Source organism: Ruegeria sp. HKCCD7255, assembly GCF_013031565.1.
Lineage (GTDB): Bacteria > Pseudomonadota > Alphaproteobacteria > Rhodobacterales > Rhodobacteraceae > Ruegeria.
This window is the reverse complement of record NZ_WQAG01000011.1, coordinates 73,791-95,834: the sequence shown is the minus strand read 5'-3', so window position 1 is coordinate 95,834 and position 22,044 is coordinate 73,791. Positions and strand designations below refer to the sequence as shown.

The following is a 22,044-nucleotide window of genomic DNA, read 5'->3' as shown; positions in this document are numbered from 1 at the left end:
ATGGCCAACCGTTCTCAGATACAGGCCCGCGCCGCGATGATGCGTGTCCGGTTCGAGGCCGCAGGCGCGCAGATCGTTGATCCGCCGCTGCTGCAACCGGCGGACACTCTGCTGGATCTCTACGGCGAAGATATCCGCGCGCGCGCCTATGTGACATCGGATGCATTGCGCGGTGAACAGATGCTGCGCCCGGATTTCACCTTGCCGGTGGTGCAGATGCATATGTCGGAAGGGGCAGAACCGGCGCGCTATACCTATTCTGGTGAGGTTTTTCGCCGACAGGAACACGACCCGGACCGGGCCAATGAATACATTCAGGTGGGGTATGAGGTCTTTGACCGCGTCGATCCCGCCGGTGCCGATGCCGAGGTGTTCTCCCTGATCGCATTACAGTTGCGAGGTCTGCCGCTGCGGGCGGCGACCGGTGACATCGGCATTCTGATCGCAGCGGTTGCAGGGCTTCAGACAACCGAGCGCCGTAAAGCCGCGTTGATGCGCCATCTCTGGCGTCCGCGCCGGTTCCGCCATTTGCTGGACCGTTTTGCGGGTCGTACCGCCGGGCCTGAAACCCGCGACGCTCTGCTGAATGCGGCGGACCCGTTGGCCGTTGACGCACCGATGATCGGCAAGCGCCGGGCCGCCGAGATCGAGGCGCGGATCGAAGCGCTGCGCGAAGATCGGGAAACAGCTCCGATTTCGGATTCCGAGCTGGCCGGGCTCGAAACCTTGCTGAATGTGCGCGAAACCATGCCTTTTGCGCTGGAACAGCTGCGCGACGTGGCAGTGGATCTGCCCCAGATCACCCCCGCCTTGGATCGGCTCGAGGCCCGCATTGCGGCACTTCAGGCGCGTGGCGTGGATGTGGAGCGGCTGGACTTTGAAGCCTCTTATGGCCGCACCTCGATGGAATATTATGACGGTTTTGTCTTTGGTTTCTACGCCGAAGGCCGCCCCGATTTGCCGCCTGTGGCAACGGGCGGTCGGTACGACGCGCTGACCCGGCAACTTGGTGGCGGGGCCGAGATCCCGGCGGTTGGGGGCGTAATTCGCCCGGACCTTATGCTGAGCGTTGAGGAGGCCGGGCAATGAGTTTGAAACTTGGTGTGCCCTCGAAGGGCCGTCTGATGGACAAGACGTTTTCCTGGTTCGAAAAACGCGGCATCACCCTGTCGCGCAGCGGGTCGGATCGGGAATATGCCGGTAAGGTCGAAGGGGTCGACGGGGTGTCGCTGATCCTGTTGTCCGCAGGGGAAATCCCGCGAGAGCTGGCGGCAGGGCGGATCAATCTGGGTGTCACCGGCATCGATCTTGTGCAGGAAAAACTGCCCCGTTGGGAGCAACAGGTGGAAGAGATCGCGCAGTTGGGCTTTGGCAAAGCTGATCTGATCATCGCGACCCCGGCTTGCTGGGTCGATGTGGATACGCTGGATGATCTGGATGCGGCTGCGGCGGCGTTTCGCAAAACACACGGGCACCGTCTGCGGATTGCCACCAAATACCACCGTCTGGTGCGGGAGTTTCTGACCAATGCGGGCGTGGCCGATTACACGCTGGTCGACAGTCAGGGCGCGACCGAAGGGACCGTCATGAACGAAACCGCCGAGGCGATTGCCGATATCACCTCGACGGGTGAAACGCTGCGGGCCAATCACCTCAAGATCCTGTCGGATGGGTTGATCCTGCAATCGCAGGCGACGCTTTGGCGCAGCCGGGTGGCCAAATGCAGCCCCGAAGACAAGGCTGTCCTGGCCGCGTTATTGGATCGTCTGAGCTGACTAAAGCACGCCGATTTCCGCAAGCGCGCGGTTCAGATCATCGGGCAGGGCATCATCTTGTTCGCGGTTTTTGGGTAGGTCGGCGGGCGTGTCCTCGGGTTTGAGGTAACGCCAGCCCTGAAACGGACGTTTCAGGGCGTTTTGGGTGCGATGCACCTGAGGGTCCAGCACGATGGCACAGCGTCGGATGCCATCCTCGCCGCGTACCTCGTCCAGTCGCAGGATCCGCTGGCGGCACTGGATCACACCCTTGATCACCCAATAGATTGATCCGCCGTTCAAAATCTCGGCCTCACGCTTGGGCCACATGCGGGTGACATGGCGTGGGCAGCCATCCTCATAGAGCGGCCTGCGGCTGTCCTGCCACGCCATCAGCGTGTCGACGCTTTCCGAGCCAACCGAGAGTTTGACGAGATTTACGTACTTATCCACAGTTTTCCCACAGAGTCGTCCCAAGAGCGGTCTCTATATTGTAGCTTGCAAAACGCAGTCATCAAGGTGTTGTGGTGAAGGCGTGAATTGAGATAGTCTGGATACCTCTTTCTAGTCAGGGAATCACCAATGAGCCGCTTTGCCGCCTCCATCGCCGAGCAGATCTGGGACATGAAATACCGCTTCAAGGAAGCGGATGGCACACCCATTGACCAGACGGTCGAGGACAGTTGGCGCCGCATCGCGCGCGATCTGGCGCGGGTCGAAAAAGACCCCGAGCATTGGGCCGGGAAATTCTATGAGGCGCTGGAGGATTTCAAATACCTGCCAGCGGGCCGTATCACCGCGGGTGCTGGCACGGCGCGGCAAGTGACTCTGTTCAACTGTTTTGTCATGGGCACGGTGCCTGACAGCATGGGCGGTATCTTTGATATGCTCAAAGAGGCCGCGCTGACCATGCAGCAGGGCGGAGGGATCGGTTATGACTTCTCGACCATTCGTCCACGCGGGGCGGATGTCAAAGGCGTGGCCGCCGATGCCTCGGGGCCGTTGAGTTTTATGGATGTCTGGGATGCCATGTGCCGGACCATTATGTCCGCCGGTTCTCGCAGAGGTGCGATGATGGCCACCATGCGCTGTGACCACCCCGATATCGAACAGTTCATCACTGCCAAATCCGACCCGGCGCGGTTGCGCATGTTCAACATGTCCGTGCTGGTCACCGACCCGTTCATGGAGGCCGTCAAGGCCGATGGCCCGTGGGAGCTGGTGTTTGACGGCAAGGTCTATCACACGGTTCAGGCGCGGGATCTGTGGAACAAGATCATGCAGGCCACCTATGACTATGCCGAGCCGGGCGTGATCTTTATCGACCGGATCAATCAGGCCAACAACCTGAGCTATGTCGAGACCATAGCCGCCACCAACCCCTGCGGAGAGCAGCCGCTCCCCCCTTATGGCGCGTGTTTGCTGGGGTCGATCAATCTGGCGCGTCTGGTGGCAGACCCGTTCGAAGAGGCCGCGCATCTGGACGAGGCCGCGCTGCAAGAACTGGTCGCTACGGCCGTTCGCATGATGGACAATGTGGTTGATGCATCGAAATTCCCGCTGCCCGAACAAGCGGCTGAGGCGCAAGCCAAACGGCGCATCGGATTGGGCGTGACTGGGCTGGCCGATGCGCTTTTGATGTTGGGTCTGCGCTATGGGTCAGACGAGGCGGCGCGTCAAACCGAGCGCTGGTTGCACGCAATCGCCCGCGCCGCGTATCTGGCGTCGGTCGATCTGGCAAAGGAAAAAGGGGCGTTTCCTTTGTTCGATGCCGAGAAGTTTCTGGCCAGCGGCACGATGCAGCAAATGGACGAGGATGTGCGCGCAGCGATCCGGGAACATGGCATCCGGAATGCGCTGCTGACATCGATCGCGCCAACGGGGACGATATCGCTTTATGCTGGCAATGTGTCCTCGGGGATCGAGCCGGTCTTTGCTTACGCCTACACCCGTAAGGTGCTGCAAAAGGATGGCTCACGCACTGAAGAAGAGGTTGTGGACTATGCGGTGCAGATGTGGCGCGATAAGTTCGGCGATACTGAATTGCCCGACTATTTCGTCAACGCCCAGACTCTGAGCCCGTCAGATCACGTCAAGATGCAGGCGGCGGCACAGAAATGGATCGACAGCTCGATTTCCAAGACGATCAACTGCCCGGAAGATATCAGCTTTGATGCGTTCAAAGACGTCTACATGCAGGCCTGGGATGAAGGCTGCAAAGGCTGCACGACCTACCGCCCGAATGATGTGACGGGTTCGGTCCTGACCGTATCTGAAAGCGACGACAAGGCGCCCGGTGAAAGCGCCAGTGCACCGCATGAGGTGGACGGCGGCGACGTGATCTATATGTCCGAGCCGCTGGATCGCCCGCAATCTCTGGAAGGATCGACCTATAAGCTGAAATGGCCTGATAGCGAACATGCGATCTATCTGACCATCAATGATATAGTGATCGGCCAACGCCGGCGACCTTTTGAAGTGTTCATCAACTCGAAGAACATGGAACACTATGCCTGGACGCTGGCATTGACCCGCATGATTTCGGCTGTGTTCCGGCGTGGCGGGGATGTGTCTTTTGTGGTGGAAGAGCTGAAGGCCGTCTTTGATCCGCGCGGTGGGGCCTGGGTGCAGGGCAAGTATATTCCGTCAATCCTGGCCGCCATCGGTGGCGTGATCGAACAGCATATGGTTGCCATCGGGTTCCTGGAAGGCGAGGGGATGGGTTTGAAATCCGACCCTCAGGCGCAGGTCGTCAACATGGACGCCCCGCGCGGCAAAGCCTGCCCGTCCTGCGGGCAATATGACATGGTGATGATCGAAGGCTGCATGACCTGCCGCAGCTGCGGACATTCCAAATGTGGGTAACCAGAGCCTGAGGGTTTCCTGAGCCGCAAACTGTTGCTTTTGTCGGATGCCCATAGGTCATGCGGCCATTTGTGAAATAGCCGATGGGCGTACGTGGCGTTGAGGGCCCGCAGCGACATATTGATGAAACATTCTAACGATATCTGACGGGGGCCGGGCACAGCGCTGGTGTTTTCGGACAAGATGCTTCATCAGTCTGAACAGTTAGACGAATTGCGACAACGCGTATTCAGTGTCGTGCGTGAAAGCGCCCCTGAATTCGGTTTGGGGAAATAGCCTCTCTTATGGATCACATCATCACTTTGAATGCGGGCTCTTCGTCCTTGAAATTTGGCCTGTTTGCTGCGTCGCAAAGCGATCCGGCGTTGATCTGTTCGGGGATCGTTGAAAATATCGGCAGTTCTTCGGCCCATATTCGTTTGCGTGATCGGGATGGAAAATCTCTGGCAGATGGTGTTTCGGACGCGTTGCGCGATCATGGGGCCGCTTTGGACAGCATTTTGAATCTGCTCCAGATCGAATTCCCACATGCGCGTATTGCGGCGGTCGGTCATCGCGTGGTGCATGGAGGTCCGAACAACGGAGGGCCCGTGGTTCTGACGCCGGACAGCCTTGAGAAACTGAGACAGCTCGAACCGTTCGCACCGTTGCATCAGCCCGTCAATCTGGACGGGGCGCAAGCTGCGATGAAGCGTTTCCCAGAAGCCAAGCAGGTTGCGTGTTTCGATACCGCATTTCACCGCAACCACCCCTGGGTCAACGACACCTTTGCGCTGCCGTCTGAGTTTTACGATATCGGCGTGCGGCGCTATGGCTTTCATGGGCTCAGTTATGAGTACGTCTCGGGCCATTTGAAAGAGACGGCAACGCTTATACATGGCGGGCGCGTGGTTGTTGCCCATCTGGGCAACGGGGCGTCGATGTGCGCGATGATTGATGGGCGGTCGGTGGGCTCCAGCATGGGGTTTTCGGCCATGGACGGCTTGCCCATGGGTACACGGTGCGGGCAGTTGGACCCGGGTGTTGTTCTGTATCTGATGGATCAGTGCAGCATGAGTGCAGACGAGATCTCGGATCTGCTGTACCGGAGATCCGGTCTGCTGGGCCTATCGGGCATGACCAGCGATATGCGGACGCTCGAAGCTTCGGACGCGCCAGGTGCACGCAATGCGATCAACTATTTCACCTTCCGAATTCGGCGCGAGTTGGGGGCGATGGCTGCTGTTCTGGGCGGGTTGGATGCGCTTGTGTTTACTGGAGGTATTGGCGAGAACTCGACCTATATCCGTGAACGCATCTGCACCGATATGGGCTGGCTGGGAATTGAGCTGGACCATGACGCCAATGCGGACAACCGCACCGTGATTTCGACCGATCTGTCGCGTGTGACGCTGATGGTTGTTCCTACCAACGAAGAATTGGTGATCGCACGGGCCGCGCTGCAACTGATGCAGGTGTAAGGCCGCTCGGTGGTAGGGTTTCGTTAAGAAAAAATTAACCACTACGGGAAACCCCCAATATCCCGATCTGTGTGGCTGGGGTATGACTGGTTTACCGCTTCAAGACCGTCCCCCCGCGGTCTTGTCACTTTCACAAAATTCCCCAATGAGGGGTCGGTATCAAACCCCCTCGACCGGCCCCTCTATTGGGGGTTTTGTGATTATCTCGATACAGTCTCTGGGTCCTGCTGCATAAGATCTTTTACAAGTTCGGGCAGATTCGAGCTGTGATTGTAGCTTGCGGAATGGGGCAGCTTTTCTATCGGCGATTTGCGATAGCCCTCGGTGAAGAGCAGGAACGGCACCCCGGCGCGTCGCCCGGTTTCGGCGTCCACCTCGCTGTCTCCGACAAAGATCAAGGGCCCCGATATGTCCATCGCATCATAGGTGGCAAGCAGGTGTTGCGGGTCCGGTTTGCGCGTGGGCAGCGTGTCACCCCCGGTGACCACGTCAAAGAAAGGCGACAGATTCAACGCTTCTAACACATGACGTGCCGGGGCCTCGGGCTTGTTGGTGCAGACGGCCAAAACATGTCCCATGTCACGCAATTGGGTCAAAGCGCCAGTCACACCCGGGTAGCATCTGGTGTGTTCGCAGGGCGCGGCATTGTAATGCGCCAAGGTGCTTTGGGTAAGCTCAACATGTCGATCCATCGGTATGGCGCAATGGGTCATCGCCCGTTCGACAAGTGTTGGCAGCCCGTTGCCAACAAACCCCTTGATGGTTTCATCTGGCAATGGGTCGTGGCCGACATCAGCCAGCATTCGGTTCACCGATTGCGCCAGATCGGCGAGGCTGTCGATCAATGTGCCGTCGAGGTCAAATACAACAGCTGCTTGCATGCGCCTTCCATCCTTTTCCACGGTATTTCGGGCCTAGCGCCCCTTGGTCTGGGATACAATGCCAAGCCGGGATGCGATCGAGAAAAGACAGGTCTTGACATATCCGACAAAAATAATCAGATTAAGCGCTATGCCGCGTAGCCAACCCAATTCCGGGTCAGCCAGATGACACAGTCCAAAACAGATACGGCTTGTTGCCCGACACCTTCTGGAGACGCCCTGATGAACGCTCAAAACCCGACCCCGACCCAAGGTTACCCGGTCTCACTGCTTCCGGCCCACAAGGCTGAAGACCTGACCAAAGGTGGTAATCTCGCTCACATCGAATTGGGTGACCAGCTATATACGCTACGCATTACCCGTGCCGGGAAACTGATCCTGACGAAATGAGCGTTAAGCCCTGAGTGGATGCCATCGAGAACCGTGCTCCTGGAAACCGCGGCTGCGAAGGCAGTGTTGGCGGAGCATTTTGGTAAATCTGTCTTGGAGACCCGTAAGACCCCCGTGCCGTGATTTGGTTCTCGCAACGCCCCGCTTGTGGCTCATTGATCGGCGCAGAAACCCCGGTTTCCACCGGGGTTTCTTTTAGCAGCAGCCGCACCCGGCTTGATGATGCGCGTGGCCGCAGGATGGGACAGGGGCAGGGGCGAAGTCGCCTACTTCGCATAATACACCGCGCAAAGCCCAGAGGATCATGTCCACATCGTCAGCTTCAATCGTCAGCGGTGGTCGGATCTTGAGCACGTTGTCTTTGGGCCCTTCGCTACCAATAAGAATACGATGATCACGCATTCGGTTTTTGACGTATCGACAGATCTCGGTGCCTTCTGAACCATCCGGATTGATCAATTCGACCCCCAGAAACAGCCCCATACCGCGCACATCGCCGACGCAGGCGAACTCGGCCTCGATCTCGCGCAGCCCGTCGATCAGACGCGCGCCCATCAGCTGGGCGTTTTCCTGCAAGCCTTCGTCATCAACAATATCCAAAACCTCTTTGCCGATCCGGCAAGACAGGGTTGAGCCGCCAAAGGTCGAAAAGAACTCGATCCCATTGTCAAAGCTTTCAGCGATGGCTTTGGTGGTCACAACTACCCCGATCGGGTGCCCGTTCCCGATGGGTTTGCCCAGAACAACGATATCCGGCAACGCGCCTTGTTGCTCAAAGCCAAAATAATGCGTTCCCAACCGTCCAAGCCCGGTCTGAACCTCATCTGCAATGCAGAGCCCTCCAGCCGCGCGGATCTTGTCGTAAACGGCGGGCAGGTACCCGTTGGGTGGAATAATCTGGCCCCCGACAGACGGGAAGGTTTCAGCGATAAACCCTGCCATTCCCTGACCCCGCTCTTTCAAGACCTGGATGGCGGGGTCCACTAAATCGGCATATTTTTGCGCCCGCTGGTCATCATCGCGTTTGTATCGCCCGCGATAGTCATCCGCGACCTCAACAAGCTCAACCCAATCGGCCTTGCCGACACCACCGGGCTTGTTGAACTTATAGGCCGAGATCGCCACCGCTGCGTTCGTGTTCCCATGATAGCCATGATCGGGCGTTACGATCCCTTTTGCGCCCGTATGCGCCCGCGCCAAACGCAGCGCCAGCTCATTGGCCTCGGTGCCCGAGTTGACAAAGAAGCAGACCTGAAGGTGATCGGGCAATTTCGACAGGAGTTTATCAGCAAATGCCGTTTGCGCGGGGTGGAGGTAGCGCGTGTTCGAGTTCACCCGCTTCAACTGATCCGCCGCCACGGCCTGAATGCGCGGATGCGCGTGGCCGACATGGGGGACATTGTTATACGCGTCAAGATAAGGCCTGCCCCACTCGTCAAACAGATGGTGCTTCCACCCGCGCACCAGCATCACTGGTACGTCATAGGTCAACGACAGGTTTCCAGCGAAATGGTCCTGACGATTCCGCAGCACCGCTTGCGCGTCGGTGGGTCGATAATAAACCTTCTCGTCTGGCAGGTTCAACAGCGCCGCTGGGTTCGGGCAAACAGCGTGCCACAGCTCCATCTCATCAGGGTCACCGACGCCGGGCCAGTCGGCCTCCATTCCGTCAGTGGTCAGCGCCAGTTGGAAATGCACATGCGGCGCCCATCCGCCATTCTGTCCAGGATCGCCCAGACGGGCAAACACGGCCCCGTGTTCTACCGGATCACCGGGTTTCAAACGGTCACAGCATTCAGGGTCCAGATGGCCGTAGAGTGTACAAAAGGGATCCCCCTTGGGCGTTTCATGTCGCAGGATGACCACACCGCCATAATCCAGGTGGTTGTCCCGGTTCTCGACCACTTCGACCCGCCCAGCCAATGGTGCGTGCAGTTCGGTTCCCGCAGGTGCGAAGACGTCTATTGCCAGATGCACGGTGCGCCGATCCGACGCTTTCCACGCCCCCTTGCGGAACCCGGGCTCGGCATAGATCAAGCGCGGTTCGTTGTAATAGCCCAGCCATAGGCCGTCACCAAACTCAGACCCCACGCGCGCGGCCTCGGATAAAGGCATATCAAACGGGTTTTGTGGCCAGGTCGAGTTCTCAACGGACAGCGATCCCAGAGGCAGGTCATTCAAATCCTGCCCGAACATGGGTGCGAACTGACTGCGTTGATCACGCAGAAACGCCATCACGCGTTCGGCACCATCGGCGACAGGCAAGCCACAGGCGGCCCGCAGTCGCGCGGCCATCAGCCCACCATTGACTGAAGGGTTCTCCAAAAACCGCCAGGCCGGAGCCTGCGAGATGGTCACGTAGGGGTCATCAGGGGTCTCTGCCGCCATCAGCGTTGAATTCACCACGGAAACCGCCAGGCGCATACGCAAAAGCGGCCAGATCAGATCCACTTCTTCCGTGCGCAACCGATTGGCCGCATTGTAGCCTTTGACCAGCGCTGTCAGCGCGCGTTCCGGCTTTGGGTGATCCAGCACCACATAAGCTCCGGCAATGGCCAGTTCACACACCCGTGGCGCGGCGCACATATCGCCAAGATCAATCAGACCAGAGATCCGGTGCTGCTCGCCCAATTCGCCTTCGACCAGAATGTTGTAGTCATTGGCATCGTTGTGAATGGCCTGTTTGGGCAAAGCCGCCAAACGCTGCGACACCGCGTGAAAGCCCTCGCAAATTTCACGCAGCAAAGTACGGCGTGCAGGGTCTGCGATCCGATCCAACTTGCTATCTATCCAGCCCGCCTGTGTCAGATCCCATTTGAAGGCAGCGCGGTGCAGCCCATTATGGTGAAAGCCTTCCAGCGCCCGATCCATTGCGCCCAAAACACGCCCAAGTTTCAGGATCAGAGCCTCGGACTTTGGAGCTGATTTCGCATAGACCGCACCGGGCAGCCGTTCCAGCAGCCAAACATGCCGCGTCTTGCCATCCGGGTCTGCGATCTCTGGCAACGCCCGGCCTTGCAGATCCGGGATTACCTTCGGTACCGGCAAGCCTGGCGCTGCGTTGGCAAGATGGGACAAGGCCTGGATTTGCAGATCCACAAGAGCGGGTGCGCATCCCGCTCGCATGACCTTGAGCACATAGTCCTGGCCATTGGTGGCCTGCACCAGAAAGTTCAGATCGTATTCACCATCCAGACGTGTCAGCCGTCCGTCTAACCCCCAGTGCTGACGCAGCGCATCTGACCAGAATGCTGAAATATCACTCATCTACACCTCTGCCATTCAACAGTCGGGCTCCGCCACATCTGGTGGAAAACAAATCGCGCTTGTCGCAACGGGGGCAGACAGCCCCCCATTGTCAGCTTAGCCCAGAGCGCGCAGGCGCTTGATCAGGGACGAGGTGTCCCACCGCCCCCCGCCCAGTTTTTGGACGTCCTTGTAGAACTGATCCACCAGAGCGGTCACAGGCAGGGATGCCCCGGTCTCATCGGCGGTGTCGAGGCAGATGCCCAGATCCTTGCGCATCCAGTCCACAGCAAACCCATGATCAAAGTGATCGTCCAGCATGGTTTCATAGCGGTTGGCCATCTGCCAGCTGCCCGCCGCGCCCTGGCTAATCACCTCAACCACGGCACGCCCGTCCAGCCCGGCCTTCTCGGCAAAATGGAGCGCTTCGCTCAGGCCCTGAACCAGACCGGCAATCGCGATCTGGTTGCACATTTTGGTCATCTGTCCGGCACCGCTCTCGCCGATGCGGCGGCAAATCTTAGAATAGACCTGCATCACCGGTTCGGCCGCATCAAATACAGGCTGATCGCCACCGCACATGATCGACAGTACGGCATTTTCCGCCCCTGCCTGACCGCCAGAGATCGGCGCGTCAACAAAGCCCAGACCTTTTGCCTGCGCTGCTTCATACAGCTCGCGCGTGACCTTGGCCGAAACGGTGGTGTGATCAACGAAAGTGGCTCCCGCTGTCATGCCATGAAACGCGCCGGACTCACCGGTGCAGACAGACCGCAGATCATCGTCATTGCCGACGCAGGCCATGACGAAATCCGCTCCTGTCGCGGCTTCTTTCGGTGTAGCGGCCATCGCGCCGCCATGCTGGTCCACCCAGGCCTCGGCCTTGCTTGCGGTGCGGTTATAGACGGTAACGTCATGACCTGCGGCCTGCAGGTGCCCAGCCATTGGATAGCCCATGACACCCAGGCCAAGGAACGCGACTTTTGCCATTTGTGAAATCCTCTCCACCTTCGTGGTCAGCAGCGCCCATAGGCGAGTGACCCGTGCTTTGAGCGAAGACAAAGCAAAGCTGGCCACAAAGGGCAACCCCGGCGTCAGCTTTTCCCACCCAGATCCTTCAGGATCGGGCAATCGGGGCGGGTGTCGCCTGCGCAGGCCTCGATCAAATGGCTGAGCGTGTCGCGCATCGCGCGCAGATCCGCAATCTTGGCCTCGATCTGAGACAGGTGATCACGGGCAATGCGTTTTACATCTGCACTGGCGCGGCTTTCATCTTCGTAAAGCGCAAGCAGGGCGCGGCAGTCTTCGATGGTGAACCCTAGCGTGCGTGCGCGGCCCAGAAAGGCCAGCTTGTGCACGTCCTGATCCCGAAACTGGCGATAGCCATTGGTGTCGCGCAGTGGTTTGATCAGATCGATCTCTTCGTAATAACGGATCGTCTTGGCTGGCAGGCCGGTCTTGTTGGCAACGTCTCCGATATTCATGCGTGAGTCTCCTGGCCCTGTGTTGCAAGGGATGTATCTGGCACGCTTGCCTGCACACGGCGCAGACGCAGCGCGTTCGAGACAACAAAGACGCTGGACAAGGCCATGGCCCCCGCCGCCAGCGCCGGTGACAGCAGATGACCGCCAACGGGATAGAGCGCCCCGGCGGCGACAGGGATCAGCAAAACGTTGTAGCCAAAGGCCCAGCCCAGGTTCTGACGGATATTGCGAAGGGTGCGGCGGCTGATCTCGACGGCGTTGGCCACACCGCGCAGATCGCCTGACATCAACACCACGTCTGCGGTCTCGACCGCGACATCCGTACCCGTACCGATGGCAAGGCCAATATCTGCTGTGGCCAAGGCCGGGGCGTCGTTTATCCCGTCACCAACATAGGCCAGCGTGCCATGCTGGCGTTTCAGCGCTTCGACCGCCTCGACCTTGCCAGAAGGTAACACCTCGGCGGTCACGATTTCGATGCCCAGAGTATCGGCCAAAGACCGAGCAGTCCGGGCATTGTCTCCGGTGATCATGGCCACTGTGACGCCCATCTGGCGCAACCGCACCAAAGCCTCGGATGTGCCCGGCTTGATCGGGTCAGCAACCGATAGTGCCGCAGCGGCGAGCCCGTCGATGGCCACATAGACCGGGGTCGCACCGCTATCGGCATAGCTTGCGGCGGCATCGGCCAGATCGGAAAGGTCGATGGCATTGTCATGCATCAGACGATCCGAGCCGATCAGAACTGTGTGGTCTTCGACCAGGGCACTCAAACCGCGTCCGGTCAGGGACTGGAACTCAGACACTTTGGGCAGCCTAGCAGGACCGGCGCGCGTGATGGCCTGCGAAATAGGATGCTCGGACTGCGCTTCCGCTGCCGCCGCCAGACGCAGCACATCAATTTTCTGGAACCCATTGGCCAGTGTCATCTCGACCAATTCCGGACGTCCTTGGGTTAGCGTGCCAGTCTTATCGAAGGCGATGAGTTTCGCCTGCTGCAAATGTTGCAGCGCATCGCCTTTGCGGAACAACACACCCAGTTCTGCCGCGCGCCCGGTGCCCACCATGATCGAAGTGGGTGTCGCCAGCCCCATTGCACAGGGGCAGGCGATGATCAGAACCGACACACCGGCCACCAGTGCCAAGGGCAGGGCCGGGGTAGGTCCCACAGCCAGCCAGATCAGTACCGTTGCGCAGGCGACAGCAATGACGGCGGGCACAAACCATAAGGTAATCCTGTCAACCACGCCCTGTATCGGCAGTTTAGCGCCCTGAGCCTGTTGCACCATCCTGATGATCTGCGCCAGAACCGTATCCGCGCCAACTTTGGTCGCGCGTATCTGCAAGGCTCCGGTGCCGTTCAGCGTACCACCGATAACCGCGTCGCCGGCCTTTTTGCCGATGGGAACGGGCTCGCCTGTGATCATGCTCTCGTCGACATAAGAGCGCCCATCCAGCACGTCGCCATCCACCGGAAGGCGCTCGCCCGGGCGGATCATCAGAACGTCCCCCACACCCACTTCGGTCAAAGGGAGTTCGACAAACGAGTCTCCGCGTTTGATCTGCACAGTATTGGGTCGCAATCCGATCAGCTTGCGGATCGCGGCACCGGTACGGCCCTTGGCCCGCGCCTCAAGGCTGCGCCCCAAAAGGATCAGCACCACAATCACTGCGGCCGCTTCGAAATAGACATTTGCGGTGCCTTCGGGCAGCCATTGCGGCGCGAAACAGGCGACAACAGAGTAGAGATAGGCAGCGCCAGTGCCCAAAGCGACCAAGGCGTTCATATCCGGCGTGCCCTTCAGCAGTGACGGAAGGCCCTTGGCATAAAAAATGCGGCCCGGGCCAATCAGCAGCACCGAGGTGAGCGCGAATTGGATCAATCGGCTGGTCTGCTCCCCGATGGCGGCGTGGATCCAATGATGGAAGGCAGGCACCATATGCCCGCCCATTTCGAGCACAAAGACTGGCAAGGCCAGCAACGCAGCAAGAATGGTAACCATTTTCAGTGATTGGTATTCGGCAGAATAGCTCTGGTCTGCCTCCTCGATGGTCGGGGACACTGTGCGCGCCGCATACCCTGTTTTTGTGACCCGCGCAGCCAGCGATGCAGGGTCAGTTGCGCCTTCCAGATAGGTTACCCGCGCCTGGCGTGATGCCAGATTGACATTGGCCTCTGTCACCCCCGGCACTGCCAGCAAGGCGCGCTCAATCCGCCCGACGCATGATGCGCAACTCATGCCCTCGATTGACAGATCCGCTTGAAGGCGTGTGGCCGGGTAGCCAGCGTCTTTCAGCGCGGTTTCTACTGCGGGCATGTCATCTACGTATTCGACCTTCGCCAAGTGGGTCGCAAAATTGACCGCAGCGTCGGTGACCCCCGGTACGGTACGCAAAGCAGCTTCTGCCCGGCCAACGCATGACGCGCAGCTGAGGCCGGAAACCTTGAACTCTATATGATGTTGCGCCGTCAAGAAAACTGTTCCGCTGTGCAATTTGGCCTGTATATGAGGGTTCCAGTCACGGGAAGGTCAAGGGCCGCAAGGCTAATTCTTCGCCCTAAAACACTGTTTCGTGCAAAAAAGGCGGGTTGGGTCCAGATCGCCTTCAGCAAAACGTGGCGTTTCGATATTCGCAAACGCTGCGTCACGCGGATTGGCGGGCGTCGATATGTCCGCTAGCTTTTGTCATGTTACGCATCACGGAGGCCGCCATGTCCCTTTTCACCAGTTCCGCCGCTTGGGTTACCGATGAACACAAGATGTTCGCCGAAATGGCGAGCCGGTTCATGGACGACGCCTTGGTGCCCAATGTCGAGACCTGGGTCGAAAACGGCGTCGTCGATCGTGATTTTTGGATTCAGGCGGGCGAAACAGGCCTGATGGCCGGATCGATTGACGAGGCCTTTGGAGGCGTTGGTGGCGGCATGGGCTTTGACGCTGTTACGCTCTATGAACAGGCCGCGCGCGGGGACGCGGGATGGGGCTATGGCATCCAGTCGATCGTGATCCACTATCTGACGGCTTATGGCAGCGAAGATCAGAAACAGAAATGGCTGCCCAAGCTGGCTTCGGGCGAAATGGTCGGTGCTCTGGCGATGACCGAGCCAGGCACCGGTTCGGACGTTCAGTCCGTGCGGACCACAGCCGAGAAAGACGGCAATTCCTATCGCATGAATGGATCAAAGATCTTCATCACCAATGGGCAGTCGGCAGATCTGGTGATTGTGGCCGCAAAGACCGACAAGTCACTCGGGGCCAAGGGTGTATCCCTTATTGCAGTTGAAACCGAAGGCACCGAAGGGTTTCGACGGGGGCGGAACCTGAAAAAGCTGGGTATGAAGGGCAACGACACAGCAGAGCTCTTCTTTGAAGATGTCAAAGTTCCGATGACCAACCTGTTGGGGCCGGAAGAGGGGCAGGGCTTTTATCAATTGATGAAGCAACTCCCGTGGGAGCGGTTGACGATTGGTATCATGGCGCTGGGTGCGATCGATTTTGCTATCGCTGAAACGGTGAAATATGTGCAAGAGCGCAAGGCGTTTGGTCAGCGTGTTATGGATTTCCAGAACACCCGCTTCAAGCTGGCTGAATGTAAGACAAAAGCCGAGGTGTTGCGTAGCTTTGTGAATGATTGCATCGCCAAGCTCGAGGCCGGCGAGCTGGATGCCGCCACTGCCTCGATGGTGAAATACTGGGGCTCGGAAGTGCAGAACGAGATCATGCACGAATGCCTGCAATTGTTCGGGGGCTATGGTTTTATGATGGAATACCCGATCGCTCGGCTTTACGCGGATGCGCGGGTGCAGATGATTTATGGCGGCACCAATGAGGTCATGAAAGAACTGATTGCGCGTTCTCTGGATGTCTGAACCTCTGATCTCGTAAAGCTCCCGCTCGTCGTCGATGTTCCAGTCGGAACATCTCCTCCCGTTGGGCCGGGCCCGCGCGAGCAATGCTCGCGCGGGCCCGGCCTCCCCTGCCGTCCGCAGGACGCAAGGCCGAAGGCCGCGCAGTTTTTTCTTGCGCTTTGACTCAATGAACTCAGCTGACTGGACGCGTTGAGCCTTCGAGCTGATCGGTCAACCAGGCGCGAAATGAACGCAGGGGTTCGGGGGTTGGGCGGCCCGTCGGCCAGACCAGATAGTAGTTCCCCAAGCTGACATCCGGGCCGTTCCAGGCCGGTACGAGGCGCCCGGCATGGATATCTTCCTGGATCAGATAGGACGGCAGAAGCGCGACGCCCAGTCCGTGAATAGTGGCCTGGATCATCGTTGCAAATTGATCAAACAGCATTCCAGTCAGCCCGCTGGCGACGTGGTTTTGCGCGCTGAACCAATGTTCCCAGGCGTCCGGGCGTGTCTCCATATGCAGCAGGGGCGCATTGGCGAGGGTCGCCAGGCTGGAGAACCCGGACGGGGCCAGGCTTGGTGCGCAGACGGGCAGAATGGTTTCCTGCATAATCGGCAGGTACTCAACACCGCTCCAATCCCGCCGTCCGAAATGGATTGCCGCGTCAAAGCTTTGGGTTGCAAAGTCGAAGGGGCGCAGGCGTGTGCCCAGGTTGACTGTCACCTCGGGGTGCTTGCGTGCAAAATCCAGCAAACGGGGGGCCAGCCAATGCATGCCAAATGCTGGCAGGATAGACAGGTTCAGCGATCCGCCCACCGGGTTGGCCTTGAGGTTTAGTGCGGCCTGAGCAAGGTCCTGCAGGGCCGATCTTGCCGTCGCGACATAGGTTTGTGCGGCTGGCGTCAGGTGCAGGCGCATCTGGCTGCGTTCGATCAGGGTCACGCCCAGTTGATCCTCCATCGTTTTCAACTGACGGCTGATCGCGCTTTGCGTCAGCGACAACTCTTGTGCTGCGGCTGACGCACTGCCCAGACGGTCAACTGCCTCCAGCGCGAGCAGAGACGAAACAGAGGGCAGAAAGCGGCGGGGGGCAATCATATGACATATCCTCATACCTTTCCGACGCAATAACACTGGTTTTTCCTTTGCGCCAGCGCGATGAGTGTCTGGCCGTCGAGGCTTGCACTGACCGCGCAGGCTGATTTTAAGTTGAGCAGTAAACAGAATGTCGTCTCCGGCCTGCACGGCTTGACGAAAAGAGGAAGGCCAATGGATCGCGCGCAGATCGTTCATGAGAATTTCCTGAAACGGGTCAGTGCCCGCGATCTGCCCGAAGGGCCGCCGCCGCGATCCGGTCTGTCCGATGCCGAGGCCGTATCGCTTTTTCGGTCGCAAGTGCTCAGCCGTGCGCTGGACCGGACCAGTCGGGCCATGCAGAAAGCGGGGCAGGGGTTCTATACCATTGGTTCCTCGGGGCATGAGGGGATGGCCGCCGTGGCCCATGCGTTGCGCCCGACGGATATCGCCTTTTTGCATTATCGCGATGCAGCCTTCCAGATCGCGCGGGCCGAACAGGTGCCTGGACAGCAGATCGCCTGGGATATGCTGCTGAGTTTTGCCTGCTCGAAAGAGGATCCAACCTCGGGCGGGCGGCACAAGGTGCTGGGCTCCAAGGCATTGGCTATCCCGCCTCAGACATCCACTATCGCCAGTCATTTGCCTAAGGCTGTGGGTGCAGCTTACAGCTTTGGCGCGGCGCGGCGACATGATCCAGAGCATCGCTGCCTGTCCGAAGACGGGATTGCGATGTGTTCTTTCGGCGATGCCTCGGCCAATCACTCAACCGCGCAAGGAGCGATCAATACTGCCGGGTGGACCAGCGTGCAATCGACCCCTCTGCCGCTGTTATTTGTCTGCGAGGACAACGGGATCGGGATTTCGGTCAAGACACCAAAAGGCTGGATCCAGGGGTCGATGGAGCATCGCCCCGGAATCCGCTATTTCCAGGCCAATGGTCTTGATCTTTATGAGACATTTGCCGTGGCGCAAGAGGCGGCGGACTATGTGCGCACGCGTCGGAAACCAGCGTTTCTGCATCTGAAAACCGTGCGCCTTTACGGTCATGCCGGTGCCGATGTGCCGACGACCTATATGTCGAAATCCGAGGTCGAGGCGGATGAAGCCAACGATCCCTTGTTGCATTCCGTACGCCTGCTGGATCAAGCGGGCGCGCTGACGCCGGATCAGGCGCTGCACATCTACACCGATACCTGTGCCCGCACAGACAGGGTGGCAGCAGAGGCCGCGCGCCGCCCGCATCTGGAAGTTGCCGCGCAGGTCATGGCCAGCCTGATCCCCCCGAAACGCCCGTGCATACCAACAAATGGCCCCAGCGCCGACGCGCGCGCGTCGGCCTTTGGCGGTGACATGCGCGCAATGGCAGAGCCGCAACCCATGAGCCGTCTGATCAACTGGGCACTCACCGACCTGATGCTGGAGCATGGTGAAGTGGTCTGCATGGGCGAGGATGTGGGTCGCAAGGGCGGCGTCTATGGCGTGACGCAAAAGCTGCAACAGCGCTTTGGCCCGGATCGGGTGATCGACACCTTGCTGGATGAACAGTCCATCTTGGGCCTCGCCATCGGCATGGCCCATAACGGTTTCGTTCCGGTCCCCGAGATCCAGTTTCTGGCCTATCTGCACAATGCCGAGGATCAGATCCGGGGCGAGGCCGCGACCTTGCCGTTCTTTTCGAACGGGCAGTTCACCAATCCGATGGTGGTGCGGATTGCAGGGCTTGGATATCAAAAGGGCTTTGGTGGGCATTTCCATAACGACAATTCTCTGGCCGTTCTCCGCGACATCCCCGGCGTGATCATCGCCTGCCCCTCAACCGGAGCGGACGCCGCGCAGATGCTGCGGGAATGCGTGCGGCTGGCGCGGGAGGAGCAGCGGGTGGTGATCTTCCTTGAGCCCATCGCGCTTTATCCCATGCGTGATCTGCACGCAGCGCAGGATGGGGGCTGGATGACGACATATCCCGCACCGGATCAGCGCATCGCGCTGGGCGAGGTCGGGGTGCATGGCGACGGAGACGATCTGGCCATCGTGACTTATGGCAATGGGCACTATTTGTCGAAACAGGCGCAGCCTGAGCTTGAAGCAGCAGGGCTGAAGACACGGATCATTGATATGCGCTGGTTGGCACCATTGCCCGCTGAGGCTCTGATTAGGGCCACCAAAGGGTGCAAACACATCCTGATCGTCGATGAATGCCGCCGCACCGGCAGCCAGTCCGAAGGGTTGATGACACTCTTTGCCGAAGAATGCCCTTCGATCCCAACCGCGCGCGTGGTGGCTGAGGACAGTTTCATCGCGACCGGCCCGGCCTACGCCGCGCCGCTACCGTCGAAAGAGAGCATCGTGACCGCTGCTCTCGACCTGACCGGAGGCCGCGCATGACCCGAACCGCCGTTGTGATCTGCCCCGGCAGGGGCACCTATAACAAGCCGGAATTGGGCTATCTGCACCGGCATCACGCTGACCGGATGCGGATGTTCCAAAGCTTTGACGTCATTCGTGCCGAGAATGGCCAGCAGCCCGTGATCGCTCTGGACAGCGCGGATCGATATGCGGTTAGCACATATTCACGCGGCGATGTGGCCTCGCCCCTGATCTATGCGGCCTCTCTGGCCGATGCGCAGGCATTGGCGGACGATATCGAAATGGTCGCTGTCACCGGAAACTCTATGGGCTGGTATATCGCTCTGGCAGCGGCAGGTGCGGTGTCGCCCGAAGAAGGGTTCCGTGTCGTCAATACGATGGGCAGTTTGATGCAAGATCATTTGATCGGCGGTCAATTGGTCTATCCCTTCACGGATGAAAGCTGGGCCGATAACCCCCTACGCAAGGCCGAGTTGCTGTCAGAGGTGGAACGGATCAACCAGATCGAAGGTCATGTTCTGGCGCTGTCCATCGACCTGGGTGGAATGCTGGTGCTTGCGGGTAACGCCGAGGGCCTTGCGGCGTTTGAGGCCTCTCAGCCTAAAGTGCAGGACCGGTTTCCCCTGCGGCTGGCGAACCACGCAGCGTTCCATACGGCGTTGCAGGCTCCGGTTGCGGCGGAAGGGCGCGCGCAGTTACCCGTGGAGATGTTCCATCAGCCAGACCGCCCGCTGATCGACGGACGCGGCAAGATTTGGTGGCCGGGCGCTGTCGAGACACGGGCGCTTTGGGAATACACTCTGGGACATCAGGTCACCGAAGCTTATGATTTCACGTGTGCAATCCAGACCGCCGCGCGCGAGTTTGCCCCTGATCTTTTCATCGTCACTGGCCCGGGTGCGACGCTGAGCGGGGCGGTGGCGCAGTCTCTGGTTCTGGCGAACTGGCGCGGTATGAGCGACAAGACGGCGTTTCAGGCGCAACAACAGGCGCATCCGTTCCTGATCGCCATGGGTCGCGCGGACCAGCGCGCTCTTGCAACCGGCTGATCCTGCGTTTTACTGGGCCCGGACACCGCAAGGAGGCGTAAGTGAGCGACCACGAACAGTCCTTTTGGCAGCACACCTGCCGCGAAGATGTGGACACGCCGCCTCTGACCCGCGACCTGACCGTTGATCTGGCGATCATTGGCGCAGGCTACACCGGCTGTTCTGCCGCTTTGACAGCGGCGCAGGCGGGGGCATCGGTCTGTTTGCTTGAGGCGCAGGAGGTTGGCCATGGCGGCTCGGGCCGCAATGTCGGGCTGGCCAATGCGGGCCTTTGGGTGCCGCCGGACGAGATCCGCGCGTATTTGGGCGAGGATGCAGGAGACCGCCTGATCGACCTTCTGGCCGCTGCGCCAGCCGAGGTGTTTGACTTGATCGACACCCATGAGATCGAGTGTGAGCCCGAGCGCAAGGGCACGCTGCATTGCGCGCACTCAGTGGCTGGTTTTCGTGATCTACAGACGCGTCACGCGCAACTCAGCGCCACGGGCGCACCGGTTGAACTTCTGTTACCTGATCAGACCGCCCATCGCACCGGCAGCGCCGCATTCCACGGCGCGCTATTTGATCCGCGTGCGGGTACTATCCAGCCGCTCAGCTATGTGCGCGGACTGGCGCGGGCGGCCAAAGCGGCAGGGGCGTATATCTTTGCGCACAGCCCGGTTCGATCCTTGGAACGGGACCGCGACATCTGGGTTCTGAAAACGCCGCAGGGAGCAGTGCGCGCACGGTCAGTGATCCAGGCCACCAACGCCTATCATCAGGATTTGCGCCAGACCGCGCCAGCCTATGTGCCAGTCTATTATTTCCAATACGCGACGGCCCCGTTGTCAGACAATCTACGGGCTAGCATCTTGCCGGGCAAAGAGGGCTGTTGGGATACAGGCCTGATCATGACGTCCTTTCGAATGGATCAGGAAGGGCGTTTCATTCTGGGGGCTATGGGCGATTTGGGCCATGCAGGCAGCGCATCGCACAAGGCTTGGATCAGGCGCAAAATGGCTGACCTGTTCCCGCAACTGGCGGATCAGCCCTTTCAGCAGGGCTGGCACGGGCGCATTGCGATGACGTCCGATCATCTGCCCAAAATCACGCAGCTTGGGCCAAACGCCCTTGCGATCCACGGCTATTCCGGGCGCGGCATCGGGCCGGGGACTGTGTTTGGCCGTTTGGCGGCGCAGAGCCTTCTGCGCGATGACCCCGCGCTTTTGCCTGTACCTGCAGTAGCAAAGCATACCGAGCGCTGGACCGGCCTGCGCCGCGCCTATTTCGAAACCGGCGCGGCGTTGACGCATCTGATCAAGGCACGGTTTTGAACTCAGACCGAACGGGTGATGCCGCCATCAACCCTTATGTTTTACCCGGTAATATACCCGCCGCCCTCATTGGCCAGCATTGCGACGATCGACGCGATCTCGTCATAGATGCGCCCATAGCGGCCCATCGGGATGGCCATTGTATCTGGAACGGTTGTGGGTTGAGGGCAAGGAAGCTCTGGTTGCCTCAGACCTGGCATAGGGAAGGTTGCTCAAAGCGTAGGGGCAGGCCATGATCAGTGATACGGGCTTTTACGTTGGGCCCCCGGAAAAACCACGGCAACCCAAACTTGTGGATCTGATGCGA

16 protein-coding genes are annotated in these 22,044 nt (G+C 59.4%); 9 read left to right on the top strand and 7 right to left on the bottom strand.

The genetic code is table 11. The annotated features are described in order from the left end of the window. Positions 1-1,089 (top strand): ATP phosphoribosyltransferase regulatory subunit, encoded by a 1,089-nt coding sequence (locus GOX45_RS17710; protein WP_171102549.1) that lies wholly within the window; start codon positions 1-3, stop codon positions 1,087-1,089. Next, positions 1,086-1,775, top strand: a complete 690-nt coding sequence (gene hisG, locus GOX45_RS17705) for an ATP phosphoribosyltransferase (protein ID WP_171102547.1) — start codon at positions 1,086-1,088, stop codon at positions 1,773-1,775. The genes GOX45_RS17710 and hisG overlap by 4 nt, the downstream gene beginning before the upstream one ends. Here hisG and GOX45_RS17700 read toward each other — a convergent pair whose 3' ends face one another. Further along, positions 1,776-2,207 carry a DUF1489 domain-containing protein gene (locus tag GOX45_RS17700; RefSeq protein WP_171102545.1) on the bottom strand — a complete coding sequence of 144 codons (432 nt, stop codon included), beginning with the start codon at positions 2,205-2,207 and terminating at the stop codon, positions 1,776-1,778. Positions 2,208-2,336: 129 nt separating this feature from the next. Between GOX45_RS17700 and GOX45_RS17695 the strand changes: the two genes are divergently transcribed. Both GOX45_RS17695 and GOX45_RS17690 read left to right on the top strand, forming a co-directional pair. Then, positions 2,337-4,619 carry an adenosylcobalamin-dependent ribonucleoside-diphosphate reductase gene (locus tag GOX45_RS17695; RefSeq protein WP_171102543.1) on the top strand — a complete coding sequence of 761 codons (2,283 nt, stop codon included), beginning with the start codon at positions 2,337-2,339 and terminating at the stop codon, positions 4,617-4,619. A 284-nt stretch (positions 4,620-4,903) separates the two neighbouring features. Then, on the top strand, positions 4,904-6,079 hold the full coding sequence (locus GOX45_RS17690) for an acetate/propionate family kinase (RefSeq protein ID WP_171102536.1): 1,176 nt from the start codon (positions 4,904-4,906) through the stop codon (positions 6,077-6,079). Positions 6,080-6,279: 200 nt separating this feature from the next. On the opposite strand, the gene gph is transcribed toward GOX45_RS17690, so the two are convergent. Then, on the bottom strand, positions 6,280-6,960 hold the full coding sequence (gene gph, locus GOX45_RS17685) for a phosphoglycolate phosphatase (protein ID WP_171102534.1): 681 nt from the start codon (positions 6,958-6,960) through the stop codon (positions 6,280-6,282). A gap of 222 nt (positions 6,961-7,182) precedes the next feature. Between gph and hemP the strand changes: the two genes are divergently transcribed. Then, positions 7,183-7,350, top strand: coding sequence for a hemin uptake protein HemP (hemP, locus tag GOX45_RS17680; protein ID WP_171102532.1), 168 nt, complete (start codon positions 7,183-7,185; stop codon positions 7,348-7,350). A gap of 195 nt (positions 7,351-7,545) precedes the next feature. On the opposite strand, the gene GOX45_RS17675 is transcribed toward hemP, so the two are convergent. From GOX45_RS17675 to GOX45_RS17660, 4 genes are all read right to left on the bottom strand, one after another. After that, on the bottom strand, positions 7,546-10,617 hold the full coding sequence (locus GOX45_RS17675; RefSeq protein WP_171102530.1) for an aminotransferase class III-fold pyridoxal phosphate-dependent enzyme: 3,072 nt from the start codon (positions 10,615-10,617) through the stop codon (positions 7,546-7,548). 96 nt (positions 10,618-10,713) lie between these two features. Beyond that, the gene (locus GOX45_RS17670) at positions 10,714-11,586 is read right to left on the bottom strand and encodes an NAD(P)-dependent oxidoreductase (protein ID WP_171102641.1); all 873 of its coding nucleotides are present in this window, start codon (positions 11,584-11,586) and stop codon (positions 10,714-10,716) included. A 104-nt stretch (positions 11,587-11,690) separates the two neighbouring features. Then, complete coding sequence (gene cueR / locus GOX45_RS17665; protein ID WP_171102528.1) at positions 11,691-12,080, bottom strand: Cu(I)-responsive transcriptional regulator; 390 nt, start codon at positions 12,078-12,080, stop codon at positions 11,691-11,693. Then, positions 12,077-14,554: a heavy metal translocating P-type ATPase gene (locus tag GOX45_RS17660; protein WP_171102527.1), complete on the bottom strand. Its 2,478-nt coding sequence runs from the start codon at positions 14,552-14,554 to the stop codon at positions 12,077-12,079. The genes cueR and GOX45_RS17660 overlap by 4 nt, the downstream gene beginning before the upstream one ends. A gap of 239 nt (positions 14,555-14,793) precedes the next feature. On the opposite strand from GOX45_RS17660, the gene GOX45_RS17655 reads away from it, so the two are divergent. Then, positions 14,794-15,951: an acyl-CoA dehydrogenase family protein gene (locus tag GOX45_RS17655; RefSeq protein WP_171102525.1), complete on the top strand. Its 1,158-nt coding sequence runs from the start codon at positions 14,794-14,796 to the stop codon at positions 15,949-15,951. Positions 15,952-16,123: 172 nt separating this feature from the next. Here the strand turns inward: GOX45_RS17655 and GOX45_RS17650 are convergent, their stop codons facing one another. Then, positions 16,124-17,029, bottom strand: coding sequence for a LysR family transcriptional regulator (locus GOX45_RS17650; RefSeq protein WP_171102523.1), 906 nt, complete (start codon positions 17,027-17,029; stop codon positions 16,124-16,126). Between the two features lie 171 nt (positions 17,030-17,200). Between GOX45_RS17650 and GOX45_RS17645 the strand changes: the two genes are divergently transcribed. The 3 genes from GOX45_RS17645 to GOX45_RS17635 are packed head-to-tail and all read left to right on the top strand — an operon-like array spanning position 17,201 to position 21,737. Next, a complete protein-coding gene (locus GOX45_RS17645) occupies positions 17,201-19,393 on the top strand; it encodes a dehydrogenase E1 component subunit alpha/beta (protein ID WP_171102520.1) in 2,193 nt (730 codons plus the stop codon). Further along, positions 19,390-20,424: an ACP S-malonyltransferase gene (locus GOX45_RS17640; protein WP_171102518.1), complete on the top strand. Its 1,035-nt coding sequence runs from the start codon at positions 19,390-19,392 to the stop codon at positions 20,422-20,424. The genes GOX45_RS17645 and GOX45_RS17640 overlap by 4 nt, the downstream gene beginning before the upstream one ends. A 41-nt stretch (positions 20,425-20,465) precedes the next feature. Further along, on the top strand, positions 20,466-21,737 hold the full coding sequence (locus GOX45_RS17635) for an FAD-binding oxidoreductase (protein ID WP_171102517.1): 1,272 nt from the start codon (positions 20,466-20,468) through the stop codon (positions 21,735-21,737). The last annotated feature ends 307 nt before the right edge of the window (positions 21,738-22,044 follow it).

What these genes read in the sequence shown, in the direction of transcription:
- GOX45_RS17710 (WP_171102549.1), top strand. Translation starts at nt 1, where the DNA reads ATGGCCAACCGTTCTCAGATACAGGCCCGCGCCGCGATGATGCGTGTC.
- GOX45_RS17670 (WP_171102641.1), bottom strand. Translation starts at nt 11,586, where the DNA reads ATGGCAAAAGTCGCGTTCCTTGGCCTGGGTGTCATGGGCTATCCAATG.
- hisG (WP_171102547.1), top strand. Translation starts at nt 1,086, where the DNA reads ATGAGTTTGAAACTTGGTGTGCCCTCGAAGGGCCGTCTGATGGACAAG.
- gph (WP_171102534.1), bottom strand. Translation starts at nt 6,960, where the DNA reads ATGCAAGCAGCTGTTGTATTTGACCTCGACGGCACATTGATCGACAGC.
- GOX45_RS17675 (WP_171102530.1), bottom strand. Translation starts at nt 10,617, where the DNA reads ATGAGTGATATTTCAGCATTCTGGTCAGATGCGCTGCGTCAGCACTGG.
- hemP (WP_171102532.1), top strand. Translation starts at nt 7,183, where the DNA reads ATGAACGCTCAAAACCCGACCCCGACCCAAGGTTACCCGGTCTCACTG.
- cueR (WP_171102528.1), bottom strand. Translation starts at nt 12,080, where the DNA reads ATGAATATCGGAGACGTTGCCAACAAGACCGGCCTGCCAGCCAAGACG.
- GOX45_RS17655 (WP_171102525.1), top strand. Translation starts at nt 14,794, where the DNA reads ATGTCCCTTTTCACCAGTTCCGCCGCTTGGGTTACCGATGAACACAAG.
- GOX45_RS17645 (WP_171102520.1), top strand. Translation starts at nt 17,201, where the DNA reads ATGGATCGCGCGCAGATCGTTCATGAGAATTTCCTGAAACGGGTCAGT.
- GOX45_RS17690 (WP_171102536.1), top strand. Translation starts at nt 4,904, where the DNA reads ATGGATCACATCATCACTTTGAATGCGGGCTCTTCGTCCTTGAAATTT.
- GOX45_RS17695 (WP_171102543.1), top strand. Translation starts at nt 2,337, where the DNA reads ATGAGCCGCTTTGCCGCCTCCATCGCCGAGCAGATCTGGGACATGAAA.
- GOX45_RS17640 (WP_171102518.1), top strand. Translation starts at nt 19,390, where the DNA reads ATGACCCGAACCGCCGTTGTGATCTGCCCCGGCAGGGGCACCTATAAC.
- GOX45_RS17650 (WP_171102523.1), bottom strand. Translation starts at nt 17,029, where the DNA reads ATGATTGCCCCCCGCCGCTTTCTGCCCTCTGTTTCGTCTCTGCTCGCG.